The organism is Streptomyces sp. NPDC002055, from assembly GCF_040296705.1.
In the GTDB taxonomy this organism is placed as follows: Bacteria; Actinomycetota; Actinomycetes; order Streptomycetales; family Streptomycetaceae; genus Streptomyces.
The window spans coordinates 133,933-150,051 of record NZ_JBEOXS010000009.1; the positions used below are offsets into that span (position 1 = coordinate 133,933).

The window sequence follows — 16,119 nt, forward strand, 5'->3', positions numbered from 1 at the left end:
CGACCCATCCTCCTCCGGTTCCACGACACAGAGGAAGCAGGTGCAAAGACCGTGCATGACGAGCACACCCCACGGGGGTGTCCGAGCACCCCGCAAGGGGGTCCGACGGAACAGCCGCCGATCCCGCTCCGGACGGCCGTAGCCCGGCGGCTGGCGGCAGCCGCGGCGCGCAGCCGGCGCTCGGGGCGGGGGCTGGCCGGCTGGCTCTTCCGGCGCCGGAGGGTCGCGGCCGACCAGTTCCTGCGCGGTGCCTGTTACGGAGCGGGCACGGCGGTGGTGGGCCTGCTCGCGGTGTGGGCGCAGACCCGCTAGGAGTCCGACGACAGCACCCAGAGGTCCCGACCGGCAGCGGTCACCCCGAGAAGCCGAACGCGCTGGTCATCGGCGGCCCGAGCAGCGCCGATGCCGCCCGGCGGCACGACGGTCGCCGGACCGGGGTGCCGTGCATGCCTCCGGCGGCCCGGGGCGCAGGGGCCGCCCGCAGGGCCGGCTGTCCGGTCACGGCCGCCGGCCCCAGGCGGAGATCATTCCGGGGGAGAGGCCGGTGCAGGAGCCCGAGGCCAGCGACTCCTCGGCCGCGTCGAGCGTCCGGGCGTCCACCAGGCCGGTGCCGAGCATCGGGCCGCGCAGCCGGGCCCAGGTCTCCAGCCAGAACGCGGTGATCGGCCGCCCGGGGCCGAGCGGCGGTACGTACACCTCGGCGCCGACGTCGGTCAGCCCGGCCGCACGCAGCCGTCGCGGATACCCCGGCACCCAGCCGATGTCCGTGCCGATGGTCTCCCGCAGCGCCTGCCACATGGCCCGCATGGCCGCCCGGTACGGCGAGTCCGGTGAGTCCAGCGCGTCCGGCGAGGCCCGTGAGTTCGGCGCGTCCGGCGAGGCGTCCGCGGTCAACTCGACGGCGTCGCTGACCAGCAGCCATCCACCGGGGGCCACCAGTCCCGCGAGCCGGGACAGCACCTGCTCGTGGCCCGGCAGGTGCATCAGCAGAAAACGCGTGTGCACCAGGTCGAAGCGGCCCGGGTCGAAGGACGGGTTCGTGACATCGGCGCTCAACGGCCGGAGGGTGGCGTCGGCGGCATCGCTGAGGAACCGGATGTCCCGGTCGACCGCGACCACTTCGGCCACTCCGACGTCATGGGCGAGCCAACGGGACACGGTCCCGGTCCCGGCGCCGGCATCGAGGCAGCGCCACCCGGGCGCCACTCCGAGAGCGAGCAGGCGCGCCCGGGTGAGCGGGTCGTAGGTGAGCGCGCCGTAGTCGATGCGCTCGGACTCGCCGGGGACGTCCGGCTCGAACGCGTCCTCCCCGTACTGCCCGGGAGAGCCGTTCCGCGTGGGAGATCCGTACCGCCCGGGAGAGCCGTTCCGCCCGGGAGATCGGTTCCATCCGGGAGGGCCGCTCCGCTCCGGAGAACCGTTCCGCCCCGGGGACCGATCACCCGGAGCACGGCCGCCCCGGTCGCCCCGTCCGTCCTGCCCGTCCCGCCCGGGTCCCGGCGTCGCTGGTGGTGCAGGCATGCCGCCCCCTTCGCTGCCGCCGGTCGGTCCTCCGCACTCCACGCCCGATCGGTCGATATCGGCATCAAAAGGATAGGTACCGGGGCGAGGGCTCCGCGCGCCGGAGCCGGCGGCGGTTCGCCCGCCCAAGACGCGGGCGCAGGGAGCCGGACGGGGATTCACCGCAGCCCTGCGTGCCTGCCGAGCATCCCCGGGGTGCCGAACGGAAGGCGGCCGGCCAGTCTCCGATGCCACCCGGTGTCTCCAGGGACTTAAACGCGCCAAATAGCGCGTTAGGGCGGGGAGGGGTGTGGCCAGGGGGCATGGCCCGCCCGGGCGTTGAGCGGCGGCTTCGGGCCCGTACACCCGCCGGTCGAGCCCTCGGGGAGGCCTGTCCTGATCATGCCCCTCGGGGCCCTCGGCGCGCCGGACGGGCGGGTAGCTTGACGCGGGCAGGTGATCACCGCGTTCAGGTGATCACGTTCTTTCGTTCCACACGTGTACTACGGGGGATTTCACATGGAGCTGCGGAAACGCGCCGCGACGGCGCTGACGGTCGGCGCACTTCTCGGAGGGTCCTTCGTGGGACTCGGCACCTCCGAGGCCGTCGCCGGCGGCCACTGCGACGCCGCATACGTGGTGAAGAACAACTCGAGCGGCTCCGGACGCTTGAAGGGGAGGACCCCGGTCTTCGAGCAGCCCTACTCGGACTGCGCTTCAAAGTCCTACCGCTCGGGCACCCGGTTCTCCTTCTGGTGCTCCTACAAGAACACCCGCGGCAGCGAGTGGATCTTCGGTAGCGTCGGCGGCACGGACCACACCGGCTGGGTGTCCGCGGGGAACATCACGGGCCGGACGGGCTCGCTCCACCGCTGCTGACACGGCAGGGGTGAAGCCGGCGTCGTGACGGCCCACTCCCGCCGCGCAGCACCGTGCGGGGGCGGGCCGCCACCACGGCCTCGAAGGCCGGCGGGCCGATGAGCTCCGGCACCCGCATCAGCACCCGCATCAGCGCTCGCATCAGCACCCGCGTCAGCGGCCGCAGTTCACGGGTCCGGCTGCCCGCGCGCCGCCGACTACTGCGGAGTCGCCGCGGCCGGGTGTTCCGTCGTCGGGCACGTCCGGTACCGGACCAGGGCGACTCCCGCTGCGACGGTCCCGAGCATCCCGGCCAGGGCCACCGGAAAGCCGAGGATGGCGAAGTACCCGAACACGGCCGGTGCCAGCAGACCGATCCCCCCGCCCACCAGGGCGGCCACCACGATGATCGGTGCAACGGTCCTGGTCAGGGCGTGCAGCGTCGCCTCCCGCCGGGCGGCGAGATGGCGCTGGAGCGTCACCCGTACGGTGCGTCGGATCAGGAAGAACGCCACGACTGCGCACAGGACCCAACCGACCCACATCCAGGGAGCGTCGAGCGTGGCGCGGCAGGTGCTCGCCTCGCCGCCGAGACTGAAGTCCGAGCAGGGGTCGAGCAGGTGGCTCCACGACACGTAGCAGAATCCCAGCGCGAGGACGGCCGGCGCGACGGCTCCCTTGGCCGCGGCGACTGCTGTCTCCTTCAGGCGCAGGTGCAGGGGCAGAAGCCCGCGTTCGACCGCCCAGGACGTGGCGAGCGCGTCCACATCACCCCCGAGGTAGTCGGCGGCGTCCCGGCCGTCGAGGGCCGCGGCGGTCAGGTCGGCGGCCAGTTCCTCGGCCATCTCGGCGGTTGCTTCCTCGCCGACTCCGAGGCGGCGCCATGTCTCGATGGCCTGGGATATCGCGGTTTCGACAGTCATGCTCATGGTTCTTTCTCCGTGGTGTGGGTGACGATGGAGCCGATGCTCGTGGCAAACGCGTGCCAGTCGCGGCTCCATGACCGGAGCATCTGCAGGCCGGCTTCGCTGGGCCGGTAGTAGGTGCGGGCGGGGCCCCCCTCCCCGGTACGACGTTCCGCCTCGACCAGCTGGCGCTTGCGCAGGCGTGCCAACGCCGGGTAGATCGACCCGTCGGCGACGTCCAGCCCTGCCTCGCCGAGCCGGACGGTCATCTCGTATCCGTAGATCGGGGCTTCCGCCATCAGTGCCAGCAGGCACATGTCCAGCACGCCTCGAAGCCACTGGGCGCGTGGAGCGGATGTCTCCTCCATGCGCAGTACCTTACACAGCAAGAGTCTTGCACTGCAAGGTAGTGCGCGCAGGGGACGCCGACGCGAGATCGCGTTCCCGGCCTTGCCCACCCGCCGGTTGCCTCTTGGCCTCGCTACCGGCCACCCGGGCCCGAGAATGAGCGTGCCCGCGGCTCGGACGCGCGTCCCGGGTGGCAGCGCGCCGTCCCGGCCGCCGCCATCCGGCCGCTCACCGATCACGCCGTGCGTGACGATCCCGTCGGGCCCTTGCCGCCCCCACCGTTCAAGGAGACCGCATGAGCATGTGGACCAGCCGGCTGGATGCCGCGGGCATTCACGACCCGCAGCTGCGCGACGACTTCACCCGGCAGCGTTCGTTGGTGGCGCAGTACAAGCGCGCGGCCTACGCCGCGGCCCTTCTGCTGCTGCCGCGTCCCCTGGCTCCCCACCTGATCGCCGTCGTCGCCTTCATGCACCACACCGACAACCTCCTCGACCACGGCCCGCTCCCCCAGCGCGCCGCCGCCTACGCGGCATGGGAGCAAGAGGTGGGCCGGGCCTTGGCCACCGGCAGCAGCGACCACCCCGTGCTCCGGCCGGTCCTGCACATCGGTGCCCGCCACCCCCAGCTCCTCGACCGCGTCGCGGACTTTCTCCGCACCGCGGTCACCGACCTCGAATTCAAGGGTTTCGCGACGGAGTCGGACTACCGGCGCTACGTGGACGAGTACTCACTGCCCGCCTTCATGCTGGTGGCCTGCCTGCTCGTCCCCGGTGACGAACCTGTCGGCTACCGCGCCGCCTGCCGCACCTACATCGACGGGAGCCAGCGGCTCGACTTCGTCAACGATCTCGCCGAGGACCTGGCCGACGACCGGATGACCCTCCCCGAGGACGCCTTGGCGCACCACGGCGTGACCCGTACCGACCTCGAACGCGCCCAGGACACCCCCGGAGTGCGCGCTCTGCTGCGGCGCCTCATCCAGCAGGCCCGCACCGACCTGGTCGCGAGCCGCGAGGTGACCGGCTTCCTGCCGCCGGCCAACCGCCCCTTCGTGCGGGCCCTGATCGCCCTGGAGGAGGCCACCGCCCACGCTGCCGAGGGCAGGGGTCCGGGTCTCCTGACGGCTCCCGCCCGGCCCGCCGTTTCCACGATGCTGAAGATCCTCATCCGCGAGTACCGTCACGCGCGCGGCCTGCGCCGTTCCGGTGGAGATCGCCCGGAGTGAACCGGGGTGAACCGGGGTGCAGTGGGCGGCATCCGGGTGGCGGGTCCGCATGCCCCACATGCCAGTGGCGGAGCGGGCCGTATCCGGGGGCGAGTCCGCCGCCTCCCCTCACACGTCAGCGATGTGGCCGAGGCGGAGGCCCAGGGGGCGCAGGAGCTGCCCGGCGATCACGCGCTGCAGGCGGGCCACGCGGAGGATCGCGTGGCTGACCGGCCCCGCCCGGGCGGCGGTGGGCACCGGCACCTGGAAGGTGGCCGGCGCCGTTGTCGGCGGAGCGGTCGGCTGTGCGCGTCCCGGGTTGGTTGTCCGGATCATCAAAAGCGTCCAATCCCCGCTTGACCTTGCCGGACAGCGATCCGCCCGGCAGTGCGCCGGGCGCAGGTCGGGGCAGCGACCCTCCCCACCCCGCGGTCCCCTTGTGTTCAGCGGCCAGTAGCCGCGAGTCGACCAGGGGTTTCCTGGCGAGAGGGGTGGTGGGTGACGCAGTTCACGCGAGAGGGCGGGAAGGCTCAGGGGCGATTTGCTTGTTCGGACAGGTAATGGTGCCCTGGGCACCGTACGCCGAGGGAGAGCCGCCAGTCCGGGCGCCTCCCGCCCCTGAACGAAGGAGTGATCATGACGACCGCGTTCGACCCGATCGAGCTGGGTGGCAAGCGTCTCGCCAACCGCGTGGCGATGGCGCCGATGACCCGCAGCCGCGCCTACGGGCCGGGTGCCACCGCGACGGAGCTGATGGCGACCTACTACGCCCAGCGGGCAGGCGCCGGGCTGATCATCACCGAGGGCGTCCAGCCGTCGGTGGTCGGCCAGGGCTACCCCGACACCCCGGGCCTGCACTCCGACGAGCAGGTCGCCGCCTGGCGGCAGGTGACCGAAGCCGTCCACCGCGAGGGCGGGGTGATCTTCGCGCAGCTGATGCACACCGGCCGGATCGGCCACCCCGGCCTGCTGCCCGACGGCCTGATCCCGGTGGGCCCGTCCGCTGTCGCCGCCCAAGGCCAGGTGTACACCCACGAGGGCCCCCAGGACTTCGTCACGCCGAAGGAGCTGGAGCACGACGAGATCGTGCGGACGATCGCCGACTTCGCCGACGCCGCGCGCAACGCCATCGCCGCCGGGTTCGACGGGGTGGAGCTCCACGGGGCGAACGGCTACCTGATCCACCAGTTCCTCGCCCCCAACGCCAACCGGCGCACCGACGGCTGGGGAGGCGACGCGGCGGGCCGGGTGCGCTTCGCCGTCGAGGCCGCCGCGGCCGTCGCGGAGGCCATCGGCGCCGACCGGACCGGTATCCGTATCTCGCCCGGCACCCCCTTCAACGACATCTCCGAGACGGATCCGGCGGACCTGGAGGAGACCTACACGGCCCTGGTGGCCGGTCTCGCCCCGCTGAACCTGGCCTATCTGCACGTGCTCGAAGGCCTCGACCGCGGCCTGACCGAGCGTCTGCGCAAGGACTGGCCCGGCACGTTCGTCCTCAACCCGTTCACCCACCCCGAGCCCACCGGCCACGCCTCCCTCGGCCTGGTCGAGGACGGCACCGCGGACATGATCGCCTTCGGCGCGCTGTTCCTGGCCAACCCCGACCTGCCGCGCCGCCTGGCGTCCGGCGGTCCGTACAACGAGCCCGACCGGACCACGTTCTACGGCGGCGACGAGCGCGGCTACACCGACTACCCGGTCCTGCCCGCCTGACCGGGGTCACCACAACCCCGGGGCACAGCGAACCGGTCCTGAGGAAAGGAACGCCCATGAGTACCCCCTTCGCGCCCGACGCACGGAACGACGCCCCGCTCGACGGCAGGGTCGTGGTCGTCCCCGGCGGCACGGGCAACGTCGGAGAAGGCATCGTCCGCGCCTTCCTCGGCGCCGGCGCCACCGTGGTCGTGCCCGGCCGGAGCCGGGAACGTCTCGACGAGCTGGCCGAGCTGATCGGCCCCCGCCTCGGCGACCGCCTGGTCCGGCTCCCCGCCGGATACGGAACCTTCGAGGAGTCGACGGAACTCGCGGAGCGGATCGTCGCCGACCACGGGCGCGTCGACCACGTCGTCCCGTCCATCGGCGGGTGGTGGATGGGCAAGACCCTGTGGCAGACCGACGAGAGCGACTGGCAGCAGCACTTCGTGGAGACCACCACGTCGCACTTCGCCGTGGCCCGGGCCTTCGTGCCCCGGCTCGACGCGGCCGGAAGCTACACCCTCATCGCCGGATTCGCCGCACGTGAGCCCTACCCGCGGGCCGGCGTCATCAGCATGCACGCGGCGGCGGTCCTGATGATGCGCGAGGCATTGAGCGCCGACCTGCGCGGACAGCGCCGCGTCAACAACCTCCTGCTCGGCCCGATCGTCAACCGCAGCCGCCCGAACGGCGACCCGTCCTGGCTCACCGCCGACCAGGTGGGAGAGGCGGCTGTGGCAGTGACGCTCGCCCCCTCCGTTCAGGACGAGAGCGTCAGGCTCGGCACCGTGGAGGAACTGGACAGGGAACTGGCCCGCATCCGCGCCTGACCCGGTGCCATGGGCCGTACCGTTCCGGTCGCTGCGGGGAGCGGGACGCCTGTGGACATGGCCTCGGCCGGTCGGACGCCCCTGGTTCCGGCAAGCGGCGCCGTGCTTCCCGACCAGCGGGCCGGGCTTGGCTCTTCGGGTTCTCCCGGGCGTCCTTCCGCTGCTCACACCGGGTTAGCCGGACGTTAGGGGAGCGGCAGCTTCGCGACAGCGGCCCCGAGCAGAGTGGGTGACGTACCGAGGAAGCAACGACACCGACTGCCCCAGGGGACCCGACATGAGCTCCAACACCACTGTCCGTACTGCTCGTCGCCGCACCCTGCGCGTCGCCGCCGCGGCCCTGACCGCGGTCGCCGGCCTCACCCTGACGGCCTGCTCCGGATCGGACGACGGCGGCGCGAAGTCGGCGGGCCGCACGGACACGGACACGGCAGCCAAGTCCGTGCGGCCCGTGGGCTCCTCCGACGATGCCCAGGACTCCGATGCCCAGGACTCTGCTGCCCAGGGCTCCGATGCCCGGGCGGGCGCCGGTGCCCAGGGCTCCGATGCCGGGGTCGACACCAAGGCGGGCGCCGCGGGCAAGCGGCCGGGCAGGGCGGGCGCGGGCGTCCAGCGCTGCCACACCTCCGGCCTGAAGGCGTCGTTCGCCATGGGCGAGGACGCGACCCCGGACCCGAACGCGGACGGCCCGACGACCACCAGCGTCGTGCTGACCAACAAGGGCAGCCGCACCTGCGTGATCGGCGGCTTCCCGGGCGTGGACCTCAAGCCCGGCAACGGCGGTCAGAGCTGGTCGCTGGCCCGCTCGTCGGCCAAGCACGGCTCGATCACCCTGGGGCCCAGGGACAGCACCGACTTCACGATCAACCTCGGCATGGCCGAGGAGAACGAGGAGGGCTCCTGGAAGCCCGCCTTCGCGGTCGTCACCCCGCCGAACGAGACCACCGCGCTGACCCTGAAGTGGCCCTGGGGCCCGCTCGTCGACCAGCAGGGCGCCACCCACCCGGCCACCTTCGTCAACCCCATCGGCTGACCGCCTCGGCGCCGGCGGACTCGATCGGATGATGCGGGCCGCGCGGGCGAAAGGGCGCTGGGCAGCCGGACAAGGCGGCAGGTGGTGCGGAGAGGGGCCGCCTGCTCCCTATTGGGAAGGCCGCCCGCACCACCCGCACCGTCTCCACCGGGACTTCCCCCGGGCTCCTCCGGCCGCATCTCCTCACCCCCGAACGACAACGCCGGTCTTCAAGACCACAACCGGGTCTTGAAGACCGACGTCACGCCAGGCCCCGAATGCGTGCAACGGCATCACAGCAGTGCCGAGGCCCATGAAAACCGGGAATGCGCAAGGGCCGGGGTGAGAATGCACCAAGGAGAACTTGGTGCATGCGTCTCAGACGCCGAGGCCGCCGGAGAAGCCTGCCTGTCCGGCGACCGGGCCTGCCTGAGCGCTCAGGCCGCCGGAAACCGAGCCACCCAGAGCGGGCAGGCCGGGCAGTGCGGATTCCGCGCCACCCGTCACAAGGTCGGCCCCGAGAATTCCGCCGGAGACGTGGTCCAGCTCACTGTCAGGGATCTCGCGAGTCTCGGTCTGAGGCATGGTGTCCTTACGCATGGCAGGCCCTCCCATTCGCTTTTGTTGTGATCACGGACCGTGTCGAGCGGCCCGGCCCAAGCCGGCGGCCGGCTTGGCAATCGTCCGACACCCGGAAGTGGATGCGCGGATTCCGATTGGCGTGGATCAAACCATGGTTACGGCGGCTCAGCCACCCCTGACTCGTCCGGAATTTCCGTAGACGCTTCGGTATCTCGGCATGTCGGCAAGCCGGATCTTCGACCGGATGGTGACAACTTCCTCACCGAATTTTTCAGTGGCCGAGTCTTGTGGAGGGGACTGGCATGGTCACTCGAAGGACATATCCTCCCCTGAGGGCGGCGTTCACCCTGCACAGCGCGACTCGGCGACTCGGCTGTGACCTTTCTGTGTGGATGGCGCGCAGGTTCACCGAGCCGCAGCGCCATGGACTGCGCGGACCTTCGCCGGTGGTCGCCGGTCTGCGTCACCGGACCCGGCCGCTTGAGGCCCGAAGGACCTGCGACGGTCGCGGCCGAAGCTTCGGAAGACCGGCTCAGGGGCCGCCCGTCAGGACGTCCGGATGCTGAACGTATCCGGACGTCCTGACCATGGTGAGCTGCCGTGGCTGTCGTCGTGCCCCCCCCACCAGGGGCTCTGCCCGGGACAGTCCTCAGAGGGGCATTTCCAGGTGAAGGTCGCTCTGCTGGTCTCCGCAGGTAATCGTCAGCGTGAGCGTCAGAGACTCGGCGGTGGCAGGAGGAGCGGGCTGCACGGAGACAGTGCCTTCGGTGAAGTGGCCTTCCGGGTCGGTGCCGAAGGCACCGCCGCCATCCGGATACTCCCCTCCGAGGTCGTCAACGGCCTCCACGGAGAGGAAGATCGGCGGGCCGGCCTCCACGAGCGAACCGTCCGGCGCGTCCCGCCACCGCTCCGGCAGGGGCGGCGTGATGCGGTAGGCGACCTCGATCCACTCCGCGCTCACGGCGCATCGCAGGACGGTCAGCTCGTGTTGCCCGTTCAGGATGGGGAACGTCCTGCCCGTGCTGTCCTTGCCCATCAGGTACTCCTCGTGGTCCTTCAACGACCTTCCGCACCGGTACAGCCGGTACAGTGGGGGTGGTGCCGCTTGCCCTCACCGCAATTGAGGACAAGCGGCACCTGTTCATTTCAAGGCACTGAGTGCTTCCGGCCGTGGTCGGTTACTTGGTCGCCTTGCCGACGCAGAACCACACCGTTCCCGCTCCGACGCCCCCTGCGGCGGTGAGGCAGGGAATGCAACCGGCACCTGCGGTTCCTGCGCAGACGGCACCGCAAGCAACGCTGATGAGCCCCACAGTCCATGCGGAGATGCCCGCACCGGAAAGGCAGTCGTTGAACTTCGAGAAGCTGAAGCCCTTCGTGGTGATGGCGGGCTTGCCGGCTGAAGAGCCCTGCGCAGTCGGGTCAGCGGGCAGGTCCTTGGGCAGGTCTGCCACCTTCAGGATCTTGTCGGCGATCTTCGAGCCATTGCGCCATACCTGGGTGTGACCGGTCTGCTTGTCGTGGGTGAGTTGCATCTCCAGGGTCTCCACCAGAGCTCCCGAAGAGGAGTAGACGGCGTTCATGCTGGCGCCGCGCACCTGTCCACCAATAGGAACAGAGACCTGCGTGTTGCCGTTGGAGAGGCGGTATACCGAAGCAAGTCCGGGAGTGAGCGAGGAGCCGGTGTCCAGGTGGGCGCCGATGGTGTTCCTGCCCAGGTCGGCGTTGAACTGCTTGAGCCACTTCTGTGCATCGACTCCTTCCAGAACCGTAGACTCCTTCGTCAAGGTCTCCAGCTTGTTCTTGAACGCCTCCATTTCCGGGGAGGCGTTCTCTGATTCGGCGACGGCCCTGACAGGAGCAACGGCCTGCACCTGCGCGGCCGCAGTCCCGACGAGTGTCAAACCGACCAGTGCGGCAGACGCGATGCGGTAAGAGAGTTTCACGAAACTTTCCTTTGCCTCGGCGAGCCCAATTCTTTTGGCGAGGGCCCGACTACGAACTCCTGCTGTTGCGGAGGACGATGAAGAGGAGAACGAGCGCTACCAGGGATGCAGCCACCCAAGGGCTCGGCCCGTCCTGCCACGTCAAGATGGCAGCAAGGGTGCTGATGCCGGCGTTGAAGACACAAAGGCCGATCACCAGGCCGGACGATGAGCGCGGATCATTCATGACTATTCCTCGGTTGGCCGGACCCGACTCATCGGTGGACCGATCACGGATCACTTCTGTGAACACAGCCTCGCGGCATCACTGAGCCTGCGGACACCGCATGGCCCCGACCGGGCGCTCGGCCGCGAGCCGAAGCCCCGCGGCAGGGCGGGACGGGTGGTGCAGACGTGGCTCATCAGGGGGTATCGATGACATGCCCTGGGGGCTGTCTACGGCAGCTCGTTGGGCTGAAGGGCTCTATTGCCGCCCATGAAGCGCCCAAGCATGATCGCCGTCAAGCGTCATGAGGCTGTTTATGGGACTGTGTCGCCCCACCGATTTCCCCCTTGAGTACGAACCGCAGCGGTGCGTCATTGCCGCTACGGGTGGCACCTTTGGTCAGTGCTCGAAAGTGCACTCCCCTTGACCTGCAGGCACCTCAGAGGAGTCAACTCGGAGGTGAATGCGTGCGGCAATCCTGCCACAGGGGAATCGCGGCCGCCATGAGATCAAGATCACGGGGTTCGGGCCGCGTATTTGTTCATCCCCGCCGAGGGTGCGGAAGTGCCGTTGCCGCGATCGGGGTGGGAACGGCGGGTAAACCGGTCGGCCTATATATCACCAGGTTCGGCAATCGCTCGGTGAATTAACGGCTCTCTAACAGGAGGGAAGTCGCGCAACCTTTGGCGGTCTGTCGATGCTGCCGATCAATCAGGACGACTCCAGCGGCTTACGCGAAGGCATCAGTGGCCTCAGTTCGGGCCTCGGTTCGCGATCCGATGCGTCGGCCACCGCCGCCAACCGGTTGCCAACCGGCCGCTGCCCACCCTGTACCCGAGTTCGCGCTGCCTTGGGCCGCACGCACGTCCTTCTGTCGTTCCCTGTGCGGCTGGAATGGGCGTGAGGCACGCTCCGGGGTCCGCCTGCCGGTGACTGCCGCTTCTTCCACGGCTCTTCGGCGGGGGGATACAGTCCGGCGAGGGTCGCAGCACGGTACCAGGGGAGGGACTGGCGTGATCGAGATCGTGACGGTGGGGGCGCTCACCGCGTTCCTCACCGCAGTGGGAAATGGTGCCGCGGGGGAGATGGGCAAGCAGGCGCTGGTGTCGACGGGCGCGTTGGTGAGACGCACTCTGGGGCGTGAGACGCCTTCGCCGTCCACCCCGGTGGGGTGGGAGGCCTTGGCTCGGGAGCTGCACGCGAGACTCGGCCAGGACCGGCAGCAGAATGACGAGTGGGCCCAACTCCTGAGGAGCATGCCGGAACCCGCGCTGCTTCTGCCCCTGGGGGCAGGACTGCCGCCTGCCACCAGAAACTTCACCGATCGCCGTCGGGTACTGAAGCAGCTGACACGAGAGGCGGTCCGGTCGGCAGAGGGCCGGCCACGGGCTGCCCTCCTGTACGGGCCGCCCGGAATCGGAACCACCGCAGTAGGTCTGCACTGGGGTGCCGGCCAGCTCGCCCGCTACCCCGACGGACAGTTCTACGTCGACCTCCGCGACGCAGCCGCGGAGAACGGACCCGGACCGTCGGCCGTCCTGCTGCGCTTGTTGCTGAGGATGGGGGTCGAGCGGGAGGGCATTCCGCCCACGGAGGCCGGGCGGGAGGAGCTCTACCGGCGGCTGACAGCGGGCCGAAAGGCGCTGGTGGTGATCGACCATGCCTCGTCCGTCGCGCAGGTCCGCAACCTCATCCCCGCCACCCCAGAGGTCTTTCTCCTGGTCATCGCGTCCGGACCGGCCTTCGGACTGGAAGCGGAGCGCATCGCGGTACCCCGGCTCACGGACCGGGACGCGGTGAAGATGCTGAGGAAGGTCGCCGGCCCGGAGAAGGTCGCTCTCGCCAAGCCGCACCTGCCCGGACTGCTGGGCCACTGCGCGGGCAACGCCTTCGCTCTGAAAGTGGCGGCCATGCGTCTGCTGACCGAGGAACCGTCGCTCCCGGAACCGGCGGATGGTGCCCCGGGGCGCTCCCCGGTGCACGGCATGGCCCAGGCCACGTGCCGCGGACTCGACCCCGGGACGGCACGGTTGTGCCGGTTGACCGCGGTGGCCGGCTGGCCCGCGTTCGACGCCGACCTGGCCGGGGCTGCCGCGGCCGTCGCCCCCGAGGAAGCCGAGCGGATGCTGTCCGAAGCGGCGGAAACGCAGCTCGTGGAGCCCCTGCATGACGGTCGTTACCGCTTCCGCCCCGAGGTCCGACGCCTCCTGGCGGACGCCGCCGGTCTCGAGCACGGAATCGCGGAGTGTGCCGCGGCCGTCTCCCGGGCCCTCGACTTCCTGCTGAACCGAGCACTGCATGCGGCACATGCCGCGCTGCCGCGAAGCTGGCGGGTCGAGCCCTGTCCGGCGAAGGGCACGCCGTACCGCGACGAAGCCGCGGGCATGGCTGCCTTGCGGGCCGAGGCCACGAATGTGATGCGGGCCGTCTCCGTGGCCCAGGAATACGGGCACCTCGACACGGCACTACGGCTGGCCCGCGCGCTGTGGCCGCTTCAGCTGAAGTCCGGATACTGGGACGAGGTGCTGCCTGCTCTGCAGATCGCGGCCCGGTGCGCCGACGAGTCCGACCCGGATTCCCGCATGGCAGCCGCACTCCACTTCCAACTCGGTCACTGCCTGGGCGAATTGCGGCGATGGGAAGAGGCCGAACGTGAGGCGCACCTGGCCGTCGCAGGCGAGCGTGCGGCAGGCCACCTGCGGGGCGAAGCGTCGTCCGTGGAACTGCTGGGTCTGCACATGCTGAGCCGGTGGCAGTACGCGGCGGCCTACGAGCGGTTCGTCGAAGCGGAAGACCTGTACCGACGGATCTCCGCCGAGCAGGATGACGCGAAGGACCTGCCACGCGCGCTCGCCCTCGCCACGCGCCACCAGGGACGTGCCCTCCGCGGCCTGGGACGATCGGAGGAATCCTGCACCCACCTGGAGAGGGCGCTGGACTTCTTCGTGGAACAGGGCGAGGCGTACAACCAGGGGCGCGTCCTCACCGACCTCGCCGAGACCCTGCACGACGCAGGCGACGACGCCGCGGCGCTTGCCAGGATCACGGAGGCCGAACGCCTGCTCACACCGGAGGGGGCGACTCCGCACCTGGAGTACCTCGCTCGCCTCCGGCGGCGATGCGAAGCCGCGCAGTAGCAGTCCTCACCTGGTGCACACCACCGGATGAACGCTGTCGGCCACGTGGACCCGAAGGGTCGTCCCGCCACGAGGCACCTCACCGCCGTGCGTCAACCACGCGTGCAGCGCCGAGGCGTACACCGCCGGGTCGGCGTCCGCCGCCGGACCCGCCGACAGTCGCACAACGCCGAGGCCACGGGCGCGCACCGTGCAGTGGTCCGGACCGCTGACGTACGCAGCGAGGGAGCAGTGCGGGTGACGGTGCAGCACTTCCGCGGCCCAGTCGTCCAGGGGCCCCAAGCGCGGGTCGCCCGGGGCTCCGTCACGCCAGATGACGTCGGCCGTTGCCAGGTCGCCGGGATCGAGAGTGTCCTCGTGCACGGCGCGGTGCGTCTCGCCGGCAGCGTCGTAGGGATGCCCCGTGGATCGCTCGACCACGACATCCACGCCGCGGACACGGGTGCGGACATCCAGCGGATTCGTACGCCGTGGCGGATCGTACTGGGGCAAGGGCAGCGGTTCCAGCAGAGCGGCAGCCGCGGGCTCGGGGAGTGCCATCAGCCCATAGAAGTGCCGCCGCAGCAGCTCCGCCGAAGCGCCTGGGGCCGAGGTGGTGAACTGTGCGGGCCCGGTGAGCGGCCGGTGACGCGCCAGCAGTTCCGTGAGCTGATCGCACAAAGCACCGTGCGGGTCGAGCCGAGGGGCATCCCGGACGAAGGCGGCGAGCGGTGCGTCAGGATCCAGCCGCGCCTCCCCGGAGGCGGCCAGCAGCACAGGGGTTCCCAGCGCTGCGGCATAGTAGGTGACCGCCCCGAAGTCCCCCAGCACCACGTCCGCCGCCAAGAGGGCCTGGCGCCACGCGTGCACCGGATCGATCAGGGCCAGTCCACTGCGGCGTGCTCGGTCCAGCCACGCGCGGATCTGGCCGGGGCCGTGCCCGTACCAGATGTTCGGATGCAGGATGGCTGCGAGCCGGTAGTCGTCGGTCGGCAGCTCGGCGGCGAGCCGAGGCAACAAGCTCGGCAGAACGTCTCGGTCACCGCCGTTCCCGAAGAGACCCTCCGGATTCCACGTGGAGTTCAGGACGACGAGGCGCTGGCCGCGGCGAACCCCCAGAGCGCGCCGGAATCGCTCCCGATAAGGGCGCGCGGCCAGCATGCGGTCGAAGCAGGGATCGCCGGCGAGTACGGCGGCCGTCTCGGCCTCGGGGCAAACGCGTCGCAACCGCTCCAGTTGCTCCGGATGCGACAGCACAAGCCCATCCATGAACGGTTCGCCGTCCGTCAGCAACCAGTCCGGGGACAGGCCGAAGGTCGGCTCCCGGCTCCCGGCTCCCGGCTCCCGGCTCCCGGCTCCCGGCTCCCGGCTCCCGGCTCCCGGCTCCCGGCTCCCGGCTCCCGGCTTTCCTAGTTTCTTAGTGTATCCAACTCCATGTGACAATACAGTCAATTTGCCCTGCAGGGCATGGAGTTGCCCTCCGAAGCTCGCGGAAACCGCCAGGTCCACTGGTGTCCTCAGCGCTTGATTCCAGGGCAGCACGGGCAGGCCCAGCTCGGTGAACAGCTCGTCCAGACCGCCTTGGAATGCGGACGATTCCGTCGACGTGACCAGTAGTTGCACCCGGAAGTCATCGTGGAACAGGGGGACCACGTCGAGCAGACGCCCGGCAGAGGTCACGTTGTGCGCAACAAGCAGCACCCGGCGGCAGTTCGTTCGACTGGTCCAGCGGTCGGAGTCTTTGCCGACCGGCACTCGTATCGCCGGAGGCTCAACTGCCCGCACTCGTTGCCTCCTGCCGGCTCCGCCCTGTCCCTGGAATCCCGATCAGCCTAGCCATAGGGACGAGGGAAGCGGTCCTCGGCGGAGGTGCGCACGCAAAGCGCAGGTCCGGGCCGAGGAGTTGGGCCTT

The 16,119-nt window shown here is 70.3% G+C and carries 15 protein-coding genes; 7 read left to right on the forward strand and 8 right to left on the reverse strand.

The window, feature by feature from the left end:
- The first annotated feature begins 51 nt into the window (after positions 1-51).
- Positions 52-312: a hypothetical protein gene (locus ABT112_RS07835; protein ID WP_351506731.1), complete on the forward strand. Its 261-nt coding sequence runs from the start codon at positions 52-54 to the stop codon at positions 310-312.
- 186 nt (positions 313-498) lie between these two features.
- On the opposite strand, the gene ABT112_RS07840 is transcribed toward ABT112_RS07835, so the two are convergent.
- Positions 499-1,521, reverse strand: coding sequence for a class I SAM-dependent methyltransferase (locus ABT112_RS07840; RefSeq protein WP_351506733.1), 1,023 nt, complete (start codon positions 1,519-1,521; stop codon positions 499-501).
- A gap of 498 nt (positions 1,522-2,019) precedes the next feature.
- Between ABT112_RS07840 and ABT112_RS07845 the strand changes: the two genes are divergently transcribed.
- Complete coding sequence (locus ABT112_RS07845) at positions 2,020-2,379, forward strand: hypothetical protein (RefSeq protein WP_351506735.1); 360 nt, start codon at positions 2,020-2,022, stop codon at positions 2,377-2,379.
- Positions 2,380-2,576: 197 nt separating this feature from the next.
- Here ABT112_RS07845 and ABT112_RS07850 read toward each other — a convergent pair whose 3' ends face one another.
- On the reverse strand, positions 2,577-3,287 hold the full coding sequence (locus ABT112_RS07850; protein WP_351506736.1) for a hypothetical protein: 711 nt from the start codon (positions 3,285-3,287) through the stop codon (positions 2,577-2,579).
- The gene (locus tag ABT112_RS07855; protein WP_351506738.1) at positions 3,284-3,631 is read right to left on the reverse strand and encodes a PadR family transcriptional regulator; all 348 of its coding nucleotides are present in this window, start codon (positions 3,629-3,631) and stop codon (positions 3,284-3,286) included. Before ABT112_RS07855 ends, ABT112_RS07850 begins: the two co-directional genes overlap by 4 nt.
- 275 nt (positions 3,632-3,906) lie before the next feature.
- Between ABT112_RS07855 and ABT112_RS07860 the strand changes: the two genes are divergently transcribed.
- Complete coding sequence (locus ABT112_RS07860) at positions 3,907-4,839, forward strand: phytoene/squalene synthase family protein (RefSeq protein WP_351506740.1); 933 nt, start codon at positions 3,907-3,909, stop codon at positions 4,837-4,839.
- A gap of 108 nt (positions 4,840-4,947) precedes the next feature.
- Here ABT112_RS07860 and ABT112_RS35330 read toward each other — a convergent pair whose 3' ends face one another.
- Positions 4,948-5,154: a hypothetical protein gene (locus ABT112_RS35330; RefSeq protein WP_502975278.1), complete on the reverse strand. Its 207-nt coding sequence runs from the start codon at positions 5,152-5,154 to the stop codon at positions 4,948-4,950.
- 300 nt (positions 5,155-5,454) lie between these two features.
- On the opposite strand from ABT112_RS35330, the gene ABT112_RS07870 reads away from it, so the two are divergent.
- The 3 genes from ABT112_RS07870 to ABT112_RS07880 all read left to right on the forward strand — a co-directional run bounded on the left by ABT112_RS07870 (position 5,455) and on the right by ABT112_RS07880 (position 8,379).
- The gene (locus tag ABT112_RS07870; protein ID WP_351506742.1) at positions 5,455-6,534 is read left to right on the forward strand and encodes an alkene reductase; all 1,080 of its coding nucleotides are present in this window, start codon (positions 5,455-5,457) and stop codon (positions 6,532-6,534) included.
- Positions 6,535-6,590: 56 nt separating this feature from the next.
- Positions 6,591-7,346, forward strand: coding sequence for an SDR family NAD(P)-dependent oxidoreductase (locus tag ABT112_RS07875; protein WP_351506744.1), 756 nt, complete (start codon positions 6,591-6,593; stop codon positions 7,344-7,346).
- A 277-nt stretch (positions 7,347-7,623) separates the two neighbouring features.
- On the forward strand, positions 7,624-8,379 hold the full coding sequence (locus tag ABT112_RS07880) for a DUF4232 domain-containing protein (protein WP_351506746.1): 756 nt from the start codon (positions 7,624-7,626) through the stop codon (positions 8,377-8,379).
- A gap of 357 nt (positions 8,380-8,736) precedes the next feature.
- Here the strand turns inward: ABT112_RS07880 and ABT112_RS07885 are convergent, their stop codons facing one another.
- The 3 genes from ABT112_RS07885 to ABT112_RS07895 all read right to left on the reverse strand — a co-directional run bounded on the left by ABT112_RS07885 (position 8,737) and on the right by ABT112_RS07895 (position 10,886).
- On the reverse strand, positions 8,737-8,943 hold the full coding sequence (locus ABT112_RS07885; RefSeq protein ID WP_351506748.1) for a type A2 lantipeptide: 207 nt from the start codon (positions 8,941-8,943) through the stop codon (positions 8,737-8,739).
- A 646-nt stretch (positions 8,944-9,589) separates the two neighbouring features.
- Positions 9,590-9,976 carry a hypothetical protein gene (locus tag ABT112_RS07890; protein ID WP_351506749.1) on the reverse strand — a complete coding sequence of 129 codons (387 nt, stop codon included), beginning with the start codon at positions 9,974-9,976 and terminating at the stop codon, positions 9,590-9,592.
- A gap of 142 nt (positions 9,977-10,118) precedes the next feature.
- The gene (locus tag ABT112_RS07895; protein ID WP_351506752.1) at positions 10,119-10,886 is read right to left on the reverse strand and encodes a hypothetical protein; all 768 of its coding nucleotides are present in this window, start codon (positions 10,884-10,886) and stop codon (positions 10,119-10,121) included.
- Between the two features lie 1,218 nt (positions 10,887-12,104).
- Here ABT112_RS07895 and ABT112_RS07900 point away from each other — a divergent pair.
- Positions 12,105-14,228: an ATP-binding protein gene (locus ABT112_RS07900; protein WP_351506754.1), complete on the forward strand. Its 2,124-nt coding sequence runs from the start codon at positions 12,105-12,107 to the stop codon at positions 14,226-14,228.
- 6 nt (positions 14,229-14,234) lie between these two features.
- Here ABT112_RS07900 and ABT112_RS07905 read toward each other — a convergent pair whose 3' ends face one another.
- A complete protein-coding gene (locus ABT112_RS07905) occupies positions 14,235-15,992 on the reverse strand; it encodes a hypothetical protein (RefSeq protein WP_351506756.1) in 1,758 nt (585 codons plus the stop codon).
- Positions 15,993-16,119 lie beyond the last annotated feature (127 nt).

Coding starts and splice junctions, on each gene's coding strand:
- ABT112_RS07875 (WP_351506744.1), top strand. CDS start 6,591: ATGAGTACCCCCTTCGCGCCCGACGCACGGAACGACGCCCCGCTCGAC.
- ABT112_RS07870 (WP_351506742.1), top strand. CDS start 5,455: ATGACGACCGCGTTCGACCCGATCGAGCTGGGTGGCAAGCGTCTCGCC.
- ABT112_RS07840 (WP_351506733.1), bottom strand. CDS start 1,521: ATGCCTGCACCACCAGCGACGCCGGGACCCGGGCGGGACGGGCAGGAC.
- ABT112_RS07855 (WP_351506738.1), bottom strand. CDS start 3,631: ATGGAGGAGACATCCGCTCCACGCGCCCAGTGGCTTCGAGGCGTGCTG.
- ABT112_RS07860 (WP_351506740.1), top strand. CDS start 3,907: ATGAGCATGTGGACCAGCCGGCTGGATGCCGCGGGCATTCACGACCCG.
- ABT112_RS07845 (WP_351506735.1), top strand. CDS start 2,020: ATGGAGCTGCGGAAACGCGCCGCGACGGCGCTGACGGTCGGCGCACTT.
- ABT112_RS35330 (WP_502975278.1), bottom strand. CDS start 5,154: ATGATCCGGACAACCAACCCGGGACGCGCACAGCCGACCGCTCCGCCG.
- ABT112_RS07880 (WP_351506746.1), top strand. CDS start 7,624: ATGAGCTCCAACACCACTGTCCGTACTGCTCGTCGCCGCACCCTGCGC.
- ABT112_RS07850 (WP_351506736.1), bottom strand. CDS start 3,287: ATGAGCATGACTGTCGAAACCGCGATATCCCAGGCCATCGAGACATGG.
- ABT112_RS07890 (WP_351506749.1), bottom strand. CDS start 9,976: ATGGGCAAGGACAGCACGGGCAGGACGTTCCCCATCCTGAACGGGCAA.
- ABT112_RS07885 (WP_351506748.1), bottom strand. CDS start 8,943: ATGCCTCAGACCGAGACTCGCGAGATCCCTGACAGTGAGCTGGACCAC.